At 43.7% G+C, this 14,624-nt stretch carries 12 protein-coding genes; 8 read left to right on the top strand and 4 right to left on the bottom strand.

Annotated features, from left to right (window positions below):
* The 5 genes from purN (at position 1) to CSH93_RS01465 (ending at position 6,383) form a co-directional block, all read left to right on the top strand.
* A complete protein-coding gene (purN, locus tag CSH93_RS01485; RefSeq protein WP_100641240.1) occupies positions 1-654 on the top strand; it encodes a phosphoribosylglycinamide formyltransferase in 654 nt (217 codons plus the stop codon).
* A 19-nt stretch (positions 655-673) separates the two neighbouring features.
* Positions 674-1,339 (top strand): DUF3108 domain-containing protein, encoded by a 666-nt coding sequence (locus tag CSH93_RS01480; RefSeq protein WP_240615461.1) that lies wholly within the window; start codon positions 674-676, stop codon positions 1,337-1,339.
* Between the two features lie 178 nt (positions 1,340-1,517).
* Entirely contained in the window at positions 1,518-3,992 is a 2,475-nt protein-coding gene (gene fadE, locus CSH93_RS01475; RefSeq protein ID WP_100641235.1) for an acyl-CoA dehydrogenase FadE, read from the top strand.
* A gap of 210 nt (positions 3,993-4,202) precedes the next feature.
* A complete protein-coding gene (locus CSH93_RS01470; protein ID WP_100641233.1) occupies positions 4,203-4,838 on the top strand; it encodes a hypothetical protein in 636 nt (211 codons plus the stop codon).
* A gap of 195 nt (positions 4,839-5,033) precedes the next feature.
* Entirely contained in the window at positions 5,034-6,383 is a 1,350-nt protein-coding gene (locus CSH93_RS01465; protein ID WP_100641231.1) for a M24 family metallopeptidase, read from the top strand.
* Here the strand turns inward: CSH93_RS01465 and ggt are convergent.
* Positions 6,380-8,137: a gamma-glutamyltransferase gene (gene ggt, locus CSH93_RS01460; RefSeq protein WP_100641229.1), complete on the bottom strand. Its 1,758-nt coding sequence runs from the start codon at positions 8,135-8,137 to the stop codon at positions 6,380-6,382. The genes CSH93_RS01465 and ggt overlap by 4 nt on opposite strands.
* Positions 8,138-8,899: an enoyl-CoA hydratase gene (locus CSH93_RS01455; RefSeq protein ID WP_100641227.1), complete on the bottom strand. Its 762-nt coding sequence runs from the start codon at positions 8,897-8,899 to the stop codon at positions 8,138-8,140.
* Between the two features lie 114 nt (positions 8,900-9,013).
* Between CSH93_RS01455 and rrtA the strand changes: the two genes are divergently transcribed.
* Positions 9,014-9,601 carry a rhombosortase gene (gene rrtA, locus CSH93_RS01450; RefSeq protein ID WP_100641225.1) on the top strand — a complete coding sequence of 196 codons (588 nt, stop codon included), beginning with the start codon at positions 9,014-9,016 and terminating at the stop codon, positions 9,599-9,601.
* A gap of 13 nt (positions 9,602-9,614) precedes the next feature.
* Here the strand turns inward: rrtA and CSH93_RS01445 are convergent, their stop codons facing one another.
* Positions 9,615-12,098 carry a S9 family peptidase gene (locus CSH93_RS01445; RefSeq protein ID WP_100641223.1) on the bottom strand — a complete coding sequence of 828 codons (2,484 nt, stop codon included), beginning with the start codon at positions 12,096-12,098 and terminating at the stop codon, positions 9,615-9,617.
* A 172-nt stretch (positions 12,099-12,270) separates the two neighbouring features.
* On the opposite strand from CSH93_RS01445, the gene CSH93_RS01440 reads away from it, so the two are divergent.
* Positions 12,271-12,822 carry a glutathione peroxidase gene (locus tag CSH93_RS01440; protein WP_100641221.1) on the top strand — a complete coding sequence of 184 codons (552 nt, stop codon included), beginning with the start codon at positions 12,271-12,273 and terminating at the stop codon, positions 12,820-12,822.
* A 134-nt stretch (positions 12,823-12,956) separates the two neighbouring features.
* Here the strand turns inward: CSH93_RS01440 and CSH93_RS01435 are convergent, their stop codons facing one another.
* Positions 12,957-13,559, bottom strand: coding sequence for an FMN-dependent NADH-azoreductase (locus tag CSH93_RS01435; protein WP_100641219.1), 603 nt, complete (start codon positions 13,557-13,559; stop codon positions 12,957-12,959).
* Between the two features lie 318 nt (positions 13,560-13,877).
* On the opposite strand from CSH93_RS01435, the gene CSH93_RS01430 reads away from it, so the two are divergent.
* Positions 13,878-14,594 (top strand): substrate-binding periplasmic protein, encoded by a 717-nt coding sequence (locus CSH93_RS01430; RefSeq protein ID WP_100641217.1) that lies wholly within the window; start codon positions 13,878-13,880, stop codon positions 14,592-14,594.
* The last annotated feature ends 30 nt before the right edge of the window (positions 14,595-14,624 follow it).

Here is a 14,624-nt window from a genome sequence, read left to right as displayed (position 1 = left end):
ATGACCGATGTAACTCCAGCGCGCATTGTCGTTGTCATCTCTGGAAATGGCTCCAACCTACAGGCCATCATCGATGCAGTTGCCCAAGGCCATATAAAAGCAAGCATTTGCGGCGTCATATCTAATAAAGCAAATGCTTATGGGCTAGAGCGTGCAGCCAGTGCAAACATTCCTTCTGCTTTAGTTGAGGCGGTTAAAGGTGAATCTCGTGAATCCTACGATGAGCGCCTAACCGCTGCAATTGAGGCATTCAAGCCAAGCTGCATTGTATTAGCTGGTTTCATGCGAATCCTCAGCGAAGGCTTTATTCAACGTTTTGGTGACATTCTTTTGAACGTTCATCCATCTTTGTTGCCCAAGTACCGAGGATTAAATACGCATCAGCGCGCTATTGAAGCCTGTGACTCAGAGCATGGCTGCAGTATTCATTTTGTTACGGCAGAGCTTGATGGCGGTCCCGTCATCCTGCAGGCCAAGGTGCCGGTATTTGCTGAGGATGACGCTGAAACTCTGGCACAACGAGTTCAAACGCAAGAGCAACAAATATACCCACTTGTGGTAAAGTGGTTTTGTGAAGGTCGGCTAAAAAAAATAAAAGATAAGGCTGTATTAGATGATCAAATTCTCCCCGAAAACGGTTTTGCCGCTGATTAGTATAATACTAGGTAGCGTATTGGCAGTATCGGTTGGGGCAACCGAGTTACAAAGTGACACGTCAATTAAGCCCTTTAAAGCAGAATATGTTGCGTTTAGGTTTGGCGATGACATTGGCGGCGCAACACTCGAACTTCAACACTTAGGGTATTCCCAGTATTCACTCACCTACAGCTCTAAAGTCAGCAAATTCTTTTTGTCAGATAAACGTTATGAACACTCTATTTTTCATATAGACGGCGACAACATCGTTGCAGATGAATATCACTACAAACGCACTGGTACGGGCCCTGACAAGGAGCTTTCGGCCAAGTTCGACGAAGACTCGAAGAGCATATTAGTTGATGGTAAACGCGTTCAAGAATGGCAAGGTGAACTTGATAATCAGCTATTTCGCATCGATGTGCCTCGTCAATTAGCGCAGGGTAAAAAGGAAATGCGCTATGACTTTATTAATTATCGTGGCGAACCAAGAAGCTACTTGATAAAAGTCGTGAGTAAAGAACAACTTGCCCTACCCTATGGCATGGTCGACAGTATCAAATTGAAAATTGACAGAGGATCTAGCTCACGAGAAACATTCGCTTGGTTCTCACCAGCATTAGACTACACTCTGGTACGTTTACAGCAATTCAAGGATGGTGACGAACAAGGCGATATTCAGCTTAAAACGCTGACAAAGTAATCACACGCCATCAAAACTCAGCTTTTTCCACTATACTTATTCGTAGATATCACTGGAAAAAATGCCTGAACCAATCCACTTTGCTTGATCTTTCGTTTAGGTAATATTAGGTTACGTTAAATCTGGTCTGACCTATGACCACTTCCCGGTGACTTTTCACCCTTTTTCAGGAGGCAATATGTCTGATTTAGTTTGGTTTTTATTGTGCGTAGCGGTAGTTGCCGTATCAGCCTATAAACAAACTTCATTACTTAACTGCGTTATCGGCTTAGGTGCTGTGATGATTGTAGGCACGCTTGCAGGTGACATTGGCTTGTTCGGATGGATCGTTTTTGCATTGTTGACGGTTCCTTTTGTGAATCGAGATATAAGAAAGAAACATATCAGCAGTCAATTACTCGCTTTTTACAAAAAAGTTATGCCTGAGATGTCAGAAACAGAACAGGAAGCTATTGATGCAGGTACAGTCTGGTGGGATGGCGACATTTTCACCGGTAAGCCGGATTGGAATAAGCTTCATGCTTACGCTCAGCCTCGTTTGACGCCTGAGGAACAAGCCTTTTTAGATGGCCCATGTGAAGTGGTTTGTAACATGGTTGATGAATGGCAGATCAACCATAAAGACGCGGACCTTTCACCGGAAATCTGGCAATACTTAAAAGACAACAAGTTCTTCGCCATGATCATCAAGAAAGAATACGGTGGGTTGGCTTTTTCAGCCTATGCGCAATCACGTGTTTTGCAAAAATTAGCCGGCGTAAGTGCAGTGCTTTCAAGCACGGTAGGTGTGCCAAATTCATTAGGCCCAGGTGAACTATTACAACACTATGGTACGAAAGAGCAGCAAGATCACTATTTACCGCGTCTTGCCGTAGGGGATGAGATTCCTTGTTTTGCACTAACTAGCCCTGAAGCCGGTTCTGATGCAGGTGCGATCCCTGACTTTGGGATTGTGTGCAAAGGTGAATGGGAAGGTAAAGAAATTCTCGGAATGCGTTTAACCTTTAATAAGCGCTATATCACTCTGGCACCAGTTGCTACGGTTATCGGTTTAGCATTCAAGTTACGCGATCCTGACGGTTTACTTGGTGATAAAGAAGAGGTCGGTATCACATGTGCTCTGATCCCTCGCGATACCAAAGGACTAGATGTTGGCAGACGCCACTTCCCATTAAACGTTCCGTTCCAAAATGGTCCAGTACGTGGTGAAAACATTTTCGTTCCACTGGACTACATCATCGGTGGAGAGCAAATGGCCGGTAAAGGCTGGCGTATGTTAATGGAGTGTCTATCGGTAGGACGCTGCATCACATTGCCCTCTTCCGCTGCAGGCGGCGCGAAATCTATCGCCGCATCAACCGGTGCGTACGCACGTATTCGTCGTCAATTTAGACTTCCTATCGGCCATATGGAAGGTATTGAGGAAATGCTCGGTAGAATTGGCGGAAATGCCTACCTGATGGATGCTGTTACAAGCATGACGACGGCCGCTTTAGATATGGGGCAAAAGCCATCGGTTATCTCAGCGATATGTAAATATCACCTTACTGAAAGAATGCGGACTATTATAAACGATTCCATGGATATTCATGGTGGTAAAGGCATTTGTTTAGGGCCTAATAACTACATTGGGCGTGGTTATCAAGGGGCACCAATATCAATAACGGTTGAAGGTGCCAATATTTTAACTCGCAATATGATGATATTTGGTCAAGGCGCTATGCGTTGCCACCCATACGTATTAGAAGAAATTCGTGCTTCACAGATAAGCGACCGCAAAGACAGCTTAGACAAATTTGATAAAGCTGTTTTTGGTCATATTGGCTTTGCAATTGGCAATACATTCAGGAGCTTATGGTTTACTCTTACTGGAGGCCGTTTAAGCAGCACTCCTTTTAAGGATGATACAAGTCGCTACTATCAATTGTTACAAGGCTATTCGGCAAATCTTGCATTACTTACTGATATTTCAATGGGTGTGCTCGGTGGAGACCTCAAACGTCGAGAACGTTTATCTGCCCGCTTGGGTGACATCCTAAGTAATATTTACTTGGCCAGTGCTGCACTTAAACGTTTTGATGAGCAAGGTCGCAATCAAGAAGATTTGCCTCTATTGAACTGGGCAATGCACGACTTAATTTATCAGACCGAAACGGCAATTGATGAATTCATTCGTAACTTCCCAGTATCAGCAGTTAGTGCGTTTATGCGCGTTCTTGTAATGCCGTTTGGACGTCGTTTTGACAAGCCATCAGATGTTACAGAGCATAAAGTCGCGCAAATTCTACAAAGTCCCTGCCCGGCGAGAAATCGCTTGATTTACGGCCAATATATTACGCGTGAAGATGGCAATTTATTGGGCGATCTAGAGCTGACATTGGACAACATCCTTGCTGTTGAGCCTATTTTTGAACGCATATGTAAAGCGTTCAAGCAAAAGCTACCCATGACAGGTTTGGACAAACTTGCTGACTTAGCATTAGCAGAAGGCATAATATCCGATGAAGAAGCTGATCTGATGAAACGCACCGAAGCTGGTCGTTTACGTACGATTAACGTTGATGACTTTGATCCTGCAGAGCTTGTAGCTGCAGCGACTCCCAAGAAGCCTGCTAAACGTGCCACCAAGGCTAAATCAGCTAAGGCTGCATAATTTATACGCGTTTACGAAACCTAGAAAAAGCCAGCATTTTTTGCTGGCTTTTTTATATCGTTTACCTAGGTCGGTGTTAATTACCTCATCTCTAAAAAAATCGATTCCAATTGGTGCTGTGATTGTCGGTTTAATTTTAATAAACTTACCTGAACATTATATTCCACTGAATTTACGCTTCAGTCTTTAGGCCAAGAGTTAATTGTCCAAATGCCATTTTTTACAAGGCGCCGCCCCAAACAAGCCAAGAAGCCAGTCAATTGGCGAGCGGTGTTCGCCGAATCTGGGTTTATCAGCGTCAGTATTTTGCTGGCATTCGCTTTGCAAGATTGGGATGAAGCATCTGATATAGAGGAGCGAACTCTCATTGCGCTATGCAATGTAAAATCAGAATTAAAATTAAACAAAGTCCTATTGCAAAATGACTACATCCCGCGTCAAAAAGGCTTGTCTGCCACTGTAAATGGCACAATTTCGCAGCTTGAAAGTATGCCAGGACAACAAACACCAGATACAAACCTTGAAGCGATGTACCAACAAAAATCACTTCGCTATTCAGCTTGGGCTCTTGCCGGTGAATCTGGCTATCTGCTACATGCCAATTTCGAGCTGGCTACTGAGATTGGTGCTTTAATCCACTTTCAGCAGGATAATTACGCGAATGTCGTTACAAAACTCAACGCCGCGATCTTCGAACGTAGCACGGACTACACTGCTGACCCATTAGCTTATTACGTGTCGCTTAGTGGCTTAATAGATGAGTGGATCACGCAAACGAATTATCTAGAACAAATGTACTCATCGTTATTTGCGAGAAAGGATTTTATTGAACTTCCCTGTGATTGATTAACATTTATGGTTTAAACACGTTAGTAGGCAAGCATTACACATCAAACTGCCAGAGCATTTAATATATATTTGGAATAGCCATTCAACGATAACGTCAACCGTTCATTGCAACCTCACTTGAATATTCTTGTGTAGAAGGTATAACAAACTCTGCGCAAACAAATTCATACACTTACTGGAGTATTTATCTATATGCGAGTGCTTCTCATCATATCATTTGTATTATCTGCTTTGTCCGCACAGGCAGCGACCGCCTTTGACCAAGGGCGTGAAATTAAAGACTTACCAGATGTATTAAGCTTTCAAGACCGAGTAACGCCTATTAACGATATGGTGGTTGACCGCCTTGATAACCTACTCCCCAAATTAATGGATGAATCAGGCCTTGATATGTGGCTGGTGATTAATCGAGAGTATGGCGAAGATAGATTGTTTTACACGCTAGTTCCTCAACCGACGTTCGCGGCGCGGCGAACTACATTGTTGGTTTTCGCCAAAAAGGCTGATGGTTCAGTCGAGCGTTTCAGTGTAAGCCGTTACCCTATTGGAACGCTTTATCCGACCGTATGGGACGGCGGCAGTGTTGAGCAGCAGTGGCAAAGATTAGCGGAAGTAATTGCAGAGCGTGATCCAAAGCGTATTGGCATCAACATGAGCGAAGATTGGGCGGTGGCTGATGGCTTAAGCGTTGGTTTATACACCAAATTGCGCAACGTTCTGCCGGAAAAATTTCAGCAACGACTAGTAAGTTCTGAATCGCTGGTGGTGCGTTGGTTCGAAACCCGTAGCCCAAAAGAATTAGCGGTTTATCCGCAAATTGTTTCACTTGCTCGCGGTGTAATTGCTGAGGCGTTCTCTAACAAAGTGATAACACCCGGCGTTACCACTACGTCAGACATTGCATGGTATATCAGACAACGCTTCGAAGATCTTCAATTGCGACCTTGGTTTCAGCCTTACGTCAATATTCAACGTCGTGGGGATGGAACCAAACAAGCCGATGTGTTTATGGGTAAAGACAACCGCACTGTATTGCCTGGTGATGTACTGCATACTGATGTGGGAATATGCTATCTAAATCTGTGTACTGATACTCAGGAAATGGGCTACGTGCTAGGTTTGGGTGAAAAAGATGTGCCAAAAGGGTTAAAAGATGCATTAGCAACCGGTAACCAATGGCAAGACATATTAACCAGTAACTTCAAAACAGGCTTGTCGGGCAACGAGATCTTGGCTAATACAATTAAAGATAGTGAAAGTGCCAAGATCATCAGCAGCACCTATACCCATCCACTGGGCTTTGTCGGTCATGCGCCAGGGCCAACCATTGGGATGTGGGATAATCAAGGACCAACGCCTGTTCAGGGCGATTGGGCATTGTATCCAAACACTGCGTATGCCATCGAAGGCAATATCAAAGCACAAGTGAGTGAGTGGGATAATCAATGGGTACAAATAAAACTTGAACAAAGTGCGGTATTTGACGGCCAACGCGTTATTTATTTAGCAGGCCGTCAAACAACGTGGCATATTGTTCGCTAACGCCCCACCGCTACGCCTTCTCGACGGGGATCTGCACCACCTATCAAGGTCCCCTTTTCAATCTGGATCCCATGCAAACCACTGTTTAAGTCTATCACTTTAACAGTATGCCCTTTCGACTCTAATCCTTCTTTAAGCCATTCTGCAGGCGTGCCTTTTTCCAGTGCCGTATAATCATTGCGGTTCGTTATCTTTGGCAGATTAATGGCTTGCTGCACATTTAAGCCCCAATCTACTACGCCGATAATCGTTTGCGTAACATAACTAATGATCCGAGAGCCACCGGGTGAACCAATCACTAATTTCACATCTCCTTTGTCATCGAAAACTATTGTAGGAGCCATCGCACTGCGTGGGCGCTTATTCGGCTCTACACGATTTAATACAGGACGACGATTGCGTGTGGGGGCTAATGAAAAATCTGTCAATTGGTTATTCAATAAAAAACCCTCAACCATAAGGCCAGAGCCAAACATAAACTCAATACTAGAGGTCATCGACACGACATTACCTTTCTTATCGACGATTGCGATATGACTAGTATTGGGTAATTCCATTGCATAGTCAGGGCTAAGTTGTGCCTCTGAATACGGACGCCCTGCCCTGAACCTGCGCATCTTACCGTCAGGGTTAATATCTTCAGCGCGTCGTGATAAATAGGTATCGTTTATCAACGCGGCATAGGGCAAGTTAGTGAAATCCGAATCGGCAACATACAAATCCCTATCGGCATAAGCCATTGCCGTTGCTTGGGTGTATACATGAGCAAAATCTAACGAATTGGGCGTCATATTCCCAACCTCAAACCCTTCTAGCATCTTGAGTATTTGAATAACGTTGATACCACCTGAGCTTGGCGGTGCCATACCACAAACCCGATTTTTTCTATAAGTACCACAAACGGGTTCTCGTTTAACCGCTTGGTAATTTTCGAAATCAGAGATTTCCAGTACACCAGGGTTTATCGGGCTATTTTTTACAGCATCAACAATACGCGCGGGAATATCACCCTTGTAAAATGCATCGGCACCTTGACTGGCAATCTTGCGCAGCACATTCGCTAATTTAATATTACGCTTTTTATCGCCAACTTGAAGGATCTGTCCGCCGGGGAAAAAGTAACTGTTCGTTGCAGCAAACTCTTTTAACCCTGGATGCACTCCCAGAGAAAGTAATCGATGTAAACGCTCTGATACTGTAAACCCCTTTTGTGCCGTTACGATGGTATCGTCAAATAAGACAGACCAATCAAGCTCGCCGAATTCACCATGGGCTAACTCTAATGCTTTCAATGCGCCTGGAACACCAACAGAACGACCACCAACGACAGCATCTCTCCATTTAATCGGTTTACCCTTTTCAGTGAAAAGATAAGCGTTAGCCTCTGCAGGCGCGGTTTCGCGACCATCGAAAGTATGCAAACGCTTATTTTCATTGTCCCAATACAAAATAAACGTACCGCCACCGATCCCTGAGGATTGTGGCTCAACTAAAGTTAGCATTGCTTGAATAGCGACAGCGGCATCGATTGCACTGCCGCCTTTGTCGATAATGTTCCTGCCGGCCCAGCTCGCATAGGGATTAGCCGCTACGACCATGTAACTGTTCGCACTAAAGGCTTTTTTATCTGAATAGCCAGTTGCCGCTTCAGGCTCTCGATCTTCTCTTTTCTGAGGGCCAGACTGTGCAACAGCTACAGTAGTCGTGAACCAAAATAGACTAAGGGTGATAACTAAAAGTTTTCTAAACATCATTTAATTGAATTTCTCTGGATTAATTGGACGCTTATTTAAAAATGCATCAAATGCTTCTTGAGCGGGCTCTGAACGCATAGCATCGATAAAGTAGTCCAGTTCTTCATTCATATGCTCTTCGACACTTTGGTGATCGGTTTTCATCAATCTTTTTGTCGTTCGCAATGCCATTCTGGGTTTGGCGCACAATGCTGTGATGACTTTTTCAACCATGTCGTCTAATTGTTCTGCATCAAACTGAGCCGTCACTATCCCAAAACGCTCTGCTTCTTCACCATTAAACGGCTTACCTAACATCAGCCATTCAGCGGCTTTACGATGTCCGGCCAATCTGGGCAATATATAACTGGATGCATATTCTGGTACTAGACCTAAATCAATAAACGGCATGATAAACCGCGCACTGTCATCGCAGTAAACAAAATCGCAATGCAGCAATAAGGTTGTACCTATGCCAACCGCTATTCCTCTAACTTTTGCAACGACGGGGACTTCACAGCGCATCAACGCATTCATAAAGTGGGCTGTTTCATTCACATGTTCGGCATCACCTACCGAGGCAAAATCTGCAATATTATTGCCAGCGGTAAAACAATCGCCCGCACCTTCGATAACAACAACCTTAATATCGTTATCGGCCACAGCGTCTATTGCATCACCCATTGCATCATACATTTCTCGAGTAAGAGAGTTTTTCTTGTCTGGACGATTGATTGTGATGCGAGTCACGTTGTTATTGTTGGTAACAATAATATCTGACATGAGATTATTCCTTAAAATGTACCCTAGCAGGTATTTAATGCCGGTATATGGCACATGACTTTAACGTATATAACGGTATGATACCCAACGAAATAATAAATTCGACTCACGTTTATGAATAGGCTTTCATTTCCCACCGCATTTCGCTTGTGGATTGTACCATTATTTATTGGCTTAGCTGCCGTCATAGGCTGGCTATTCGACCCCGCCGCGTCGAAATTATTTGCCCTTAACTATGAGCATGTGCGTAATGGTGAGATCTATCGTATGCTCTCTGGCCATCTCATGCATACCAACGAGTGGCATCTACTGTTAAATTTAGCAGGTCTTGTATTGCTTTGGGCCTTGCATGGCGATTACTACACGCCTAAACGCCTCATTATTGTTTGGGTAGGCATTTCCCTTTTAACCAGTGTTGGGTTAGTCATTGTCGACCCCGATATGACATATGTAGGCTTATCGGGTGCCCTTCACGGTCTTTTCGCTTGGGGTGCTTGTCTGGATATACGCAACAAAGACAAAACCGGTTGGCTGCTATTACTTGGGTTATTTATAAAGATCGGATTTGAGCAATTCGGCGGTGATACCAGTGACATAGCAGCCCTTATTGACGCCTCTGTCGCTGTCAATGCACACGCATTTGGCGCATTTGCTGGGGTAATCTTTGGACTTTTTTACGCGCTAAAGAAAAGCCCTCAGTAGAGGGCTTTTGTCGTTACAAGTTCTCGTCGAACAGTTTATAGATACGTCGGTATTCATCCAACCACGAGCTTGGCTGGACAAAGCCATGCGGTTCTACCGGATAAATAGCCGTTTCAAAGTTTTCTTTTTCCAGTTCAATCAGTCGTTGTACTAATCGCACAACATCAACAAAGAATACATTATTGTCTACCATTGGTGCGTTGATTAATAACGGTTTCTCCAACCCTTCGGCAAAATAAATAGGTGAACTTCTGCGATACGCGATTGGATCAACGTCAGGTGTATTGAGGATATTCGAAGTGTAAGGATGATTGTAATGCGCCCAATCACTTACCGGACGTAACGCGGCGCCCGCTTGGAATAACTCAGGCTTGGTAAATAAAGCCATAAATGTCATAAAGCCACCATAAGAACCACCATATGTACCTATACGGCTTTCATCTACATTTGCATTTTCGACCAGCCACTTTACACCATCAACCAAATCTTCAATTTCAGGCGTTCCCATTCGACGATAGATAGCAGTACGCCAGTCTCTACCGTAGCCTTTAGACGCTCGATAGTCCATATCCATAACAACATAGCCTTCATGTGCCAGCATACTGTGGAACATAAACTCTCTGAAATAGCCTGACCACCCCATATGCGAGTTTTGTAGATAGCCTGCACCATGATTGAAAATCACTGCTTTACGCTTTTCGCTCGATTCATTGGTTGGCAAATAAACGCGAGAATAAATAGGCGCGTCATCATGGGACGATTGAACAGGCACTATACTGGGGGCCACCCAAGGTAATGCTAAAAACGCATCGCTAACCGTATCAGTAACCTTAACCGGCGAAGCTGATGCTTTTTGAAGTGCAAGCGTATACAGCTCAGGTGGCATCGTAAGCTTACTATGAGTGAGTAATAAACTCGTCTCATCTGGGCTCAGTACATAATCAGTCATACCGTTTAAATCAGTCAATGCCACCTTATCACCACCGTTAAGTGGTACGCGGTAAACCTCGTAGATACCAGGGTGTTTAACATTTGCGGTAAAGTATGCAAATGCGTCATCATCAGATAGCGTGACGTTATCAACTACATAATTACCACTTGTTAGCGCTTTAGCGTCGCCATCAATAGGTTTTACATACAAATGTGAATAACCGCTTTCTTCTGATAGGAAATACAGGGTTTCACTTTGATTTAGCCAGCCAAACTGGTTATAGGCATAATTTATCCAAGCTTCGTCCGACAAACGGTGCTGGGTTTCTAACTGTGCTTTATCAAAATCAACCGTTGTGATCCAACGATCTTTGTTGTCCCATGCTTCAAGCATAATGGCTACTTGATTACCGTTTGAGTGCCACACTATTGGCGATAACCCATACCAACTTTGTAGCAATCCAATATCTCGCGGCAGGCGATTTACCTGATAGTCTTCGCCAATAGCCTCTGCATTTTCACGTTTTACTTCAGCCAAGACATCATCGTTGTAGCCCGGTAAAACATGCTTTTCCAACTCGGTCATTTTATGTGTTTGTAAGTTTAACAACCACAAACTGTGACTTTCAGGCTTCGTATCTGCGACACGCTGGCGAACCCGATCCGCTGCAATGCGTCCATCTTCTTGAATATAGTTCGGCATAATATCGCCGTCAGAACGGGTCGGCAGGTCTTCGCGACTGGCAACGATCAAATATTGTCCATTCGGCGATAGCGCAACCGCTACGTTTTCATGACTTTTAGGGAGGTAGAACCGGTTATTCGTTACAGTATTATTCTGCGCTTTCAGTTCATCGGTGTAATCTGCGCGGGTTTGTCGATCAGCACGCTTGTTGGCGATGTAATCGATCAGTTTAATTTGCTCTCGTGCAATAAAATCTTTTGCCTCGCTTACTGCTTCAGGCTCGTTCGCATATTGCCAGTGTACTAACTCTTCACTGAAACCATTTTGCAAGCTAACGGCAACATAACGATTATCAACACGATAAGCCAACCTACCGTCATTCATAAACAAAAGGTCACGCGGCACATCACTATCGCGAGTAACCTGAACCACCGTTTGGGTATCATGTTTATACACGTAGATATTGTCTTCAAACACCCAGGCTGTTAGCGATTTATCGCTATTCGAAACCTGCCTCTCGCGCTCAACAGTATGCAACTCCCTAAGTGCAACGGCTTCACCGTTATTTAAAATGCCGGGTTTAGCGACAAAATAATCTTCAATGACAGAACCTTCTCGCTTGCGTTTGTAAACAATAGATTCACCATCTAATGACCATTCCGGAGAGGTTGGCTGACGTCCTAACCAATCTGGGTCCGACATTATTTGCTCTAGTGTTATTGCGCCCGTTGCATTTTCCACGGATTGGACTGGAGTAACGGTTTTGGGCGCCGCAACCGTCGTATTGTTGGCTGATGCGGTGCTGGGCGTTTGCGTTGCTACGCACGCAGTAAGTGTTGTACTGATCACAACAATCAGCAACGGCTTAGTTGTTTTCCACATGTTGAGTTCCTGTTTTTATTTCGCGCCAAACTATAGCACTAAGACGTTACCTCTGGTCAAACAAGGTCGTCAGTAAAATCACGAAGTTCATCGAAAATATTGGTTGGGGCGAGTGATCTTTTTAGTTTAAATTAGGCTAATAAAAACCAACACATCGCGTTAGAGATCTGATATGAAATTAATTAGTAACAGTTTGATAGGATTGTTTTTATTGGCTAGCACGCCGGTATTCGCAGTAGAAGAATGCCCCGACGTACTTAAATTTGTAAAACGTAAACTCAACTCACAGGAAACCGTTAATTTATGTAGTGAGTTCAAGGGTAAAACCTTATTAGTTGTCAACACCGCCAGCTACTGTGGATTTACGCCACAATTCGAGGGTTTGGAAAAACTGTACGCTGATTACAAGGATCAAGGTTTTGCAGTACTTGGATTTCCATCACATGATTTCAACCAAGAGGACGATGATGAAGGGAAAACAGCAGAACTTTGTGAGTTAACCTATGGTGTCAAGTTTCCAATGTTTGAGGCCGTTGCGGTAAGGGGCGATGACGCCGACCCGCTGTACCGGATGTTAGCTGAGAAATCGGGTACGACACCGAAATGGAATTTCTATAAATACCTGGTAAACAAGAATGGTGACGTAGTTGAAAGTTATTCATCATTCACGAAACCCGACGACGACGACTTAATTGCCGATATTAAATCTGCGTTGGCACAATAATGCATGAGTGACACAGAGCGTCGCCTAGAGTTGAGATAAAAAAACCCCGCAATAATGCGGGGTAAAAACAAGCACACTCAACTTGGAACACACGGTAGGAAGGAAACTAAACACCCTACAGAGATTAAGAGTCACTAGGCTCCAATAAGTTCAAAAATATTTTTCTCCGCAGATTTCCACGCTTCATTTGCCGCCTCTTCGCCCATTGCTAAGCCCTCTGCGTAAACAAAATTGACGTCATTAACCCCCAGGAACTGCCAAAAGTGCTTTAAATACTCTGTTTGCGTGTCCAGAGGTGTTCCCGCATAAATACCACCACGCGCAGCTAACACGGTTACTTTTTTATCTTTCAATAAGCCTACCGGGCCATTTTCTGTATATTTAAACGTTCTCCCTGCGCGAGCTAACCGATCAAACCAGGCTTTTAAACTACTGGGAATGCCAAAGTTATACATCGGAACGGCCAAGACAATTTCATCTGCGCGTTCAACTTCTAATACAATTTCGTCAGAAATTTGTGCAAGAGCCTGTTGTTCAGAGGACCTTGCTTCTTCTGGCGTCATCCATGCGCTCATTTCTGCGTCGTTCAAATGAGGAAGCTCTGAATCTGCAAGATTTCGCGTGGACACATCAACAGACATAGTCTTGGTCAGTTCATTGATGTACTTTTCCGCTAACTTGTAAGAGTTTCCATTGCTGGAATTTAAGCTCGACTGGATAACTAATATTTTCTTCATGTGATGTGTACCTCTAAAAATTCAGTGGAAACATAATATGAATAACTAATTAGAAATAAAATCGCATTATTTTGACCAAAGCATTCAAATAAATAGAACGAAATTCGGTTTTAACTGGCACTTTAATCGAAAGCCATCAAGTGATTGAAGCTAGCATACTGTTTTGACAACCTATCAATGGATTAAAACAAAGGGTTTACGGTTAAAAACACGTGAGTGTCGTTACCTATTTATGTTCTCGCCCGTGTTTGATTTTTTCAATAAGTTGGCGTTTAATCTGAGAGGTAGTAATAAATTGGCTGTTTGTACTGAATATCTATGAAACTGCATCTTTTAGTTTTATGCACAAGCCTACTAGCAATATTGCCCTATGCTCACGCAGAGCGAAAAACCGTAGTCTTGGGGGCGTCACTCTTTCCGCCAAGCGCTTACATTGACAAAGACTCGGGAGAGTGTGTCGGCGAAAATATAGATGTCTCCAGAAAAGTACTAGCCCACTACGATATTAAACTTGAGGTTGTGTGTACGTTACCGGCCAGAATGTACCGCCTTATTAAAAATTCAGAAGTCGATTTTACCGTCAATGTTAAATCAACCACGGATTTGCGGCCCTATGTTGAGTTCGTCGAACCACCATTAAAGAACTTGATAATTAATCTTTACAGACATGCAAACGACAACGAGTTAAAAACCATTTCTGCGATCCGCGGTTTTGAATATAACGGAGGCCGACAGAATTTAGTTGATCAAAACTACCGCTTTATCGATTTACCCACTGCAGAAGCCGCACTGCAATTATTTTTAAAGCGCCGGACCAGTGCGCTTATCTCCTATCAGTCGAACGTGCTCCATTTAATGCAACAAAACGGCCTCTCATTCCCTAACGAGGTTACTGTCACCCCATTGCTTGAAGTAAATGCGTATTTTGGCGTTGCCAAAGGCTCTGAGCATTTTGATTTGCTTTGGCATGCTTTTAACGACTATGCAGAGGTGAATGATTTAACTTATTTTGTACAACTAACAACACCGGAGTGACGAAGCCATTTGCGGTTAAATGGATACTGT

Origin of the sequence: Neoalteromonas facilis, from assembly GCF_002807665.1 — a bacterium.
Lineage (GTDB): Bacteria > Pseudomonadota > Gammaproteobacteria > Enterobacterales > Alteromonadaceae > Alteromonas_E > Alteromonas_E facilis.
The sequence above is the reverse complement of the archived record's forward strand: the minus strand, read 5'-3'. Positions and strand labels throughout refer to the sequence as shown.

Excerpts from the sequence above, each read along its gene's own strand:
- ggt (WP_100641229.1), bottom strand. The coding sequence starts at position 8,137 with ATGATGTTTAGAAAACTTTTAGTTATCACCCTTAGTCTATTTTGGTTC.
- purN (WP_100641240.1), top strand. The coding sequence starts at position 1 with ATGACCGATGTAACTCCAGCGCGCATTGTCGTTGTCATCTCTGGAAAT.
- CSH93_RS01470 (WP_100641233.1), top strand. The coding sequence starts at position 4,203 with ATGCCATTTTTTACAAGGCGCCGCCCCAAACAAGCCAAGAAGCCAGTC.
- CSH93_RS01465 (WP_100641231.1), top strand. The coding sequence starts at position 5,034 with ATGCGAGTGCTTCTCATCATATCATTTGTATTATCTGCTTTGTCCGCA.
- rrtA (WP_100641225.1), top strand. The coding sequence starts at position 9,014 with ATGAATAGGCTTTCATTTCCCACCGCATTTCGCTTGTGGATTGTACCA.
- CSH93_RS01435 (WP_100641219.1), bottom strand. The coding sequence starts at position 13,559 with ATGAAGAAAATATTAGTTATCCAGTCGAGCTTAAATTCCAGCAATGGA.
- CSH93_RS01455 (WP_100641227.1), bottom strand. The coding sequence starts at position 8,899 with ATGTCAGATATTATTGTTACCAACAATAACAACGTGACTCGCATCACA.
- CSH93_RS01430 (WP_100641217.1), top strand. The coding sequence starts at position 13,878 with ATGAAACTGCATCTTTTAGTTTTATGCACAAGCCTACTAGCAATATTG.
- CSH93_RS01440 (WP_100641221.1), top strand. The coding sequence starts at position 12,271 with ATGAAATTAATTAGTAACAGTTTGATAGGATTGTTTTTATTGGCTAGC.
- fadE (WP_100641235.1), top strand. The coding sequence starts at position 1,518 with ATGTCTGATTTAGTTTGGTTTTTATTGTGCGTAGCGGTAGTTGCCGTA.
- CSH93_RS01445 (WP_100641223.1), bottom strand. The coding sequence starts at position 12,098 with ATGTGGAAAACAACTAAGCCGTTGCTGATTGTTGTGATCAGTACAACA.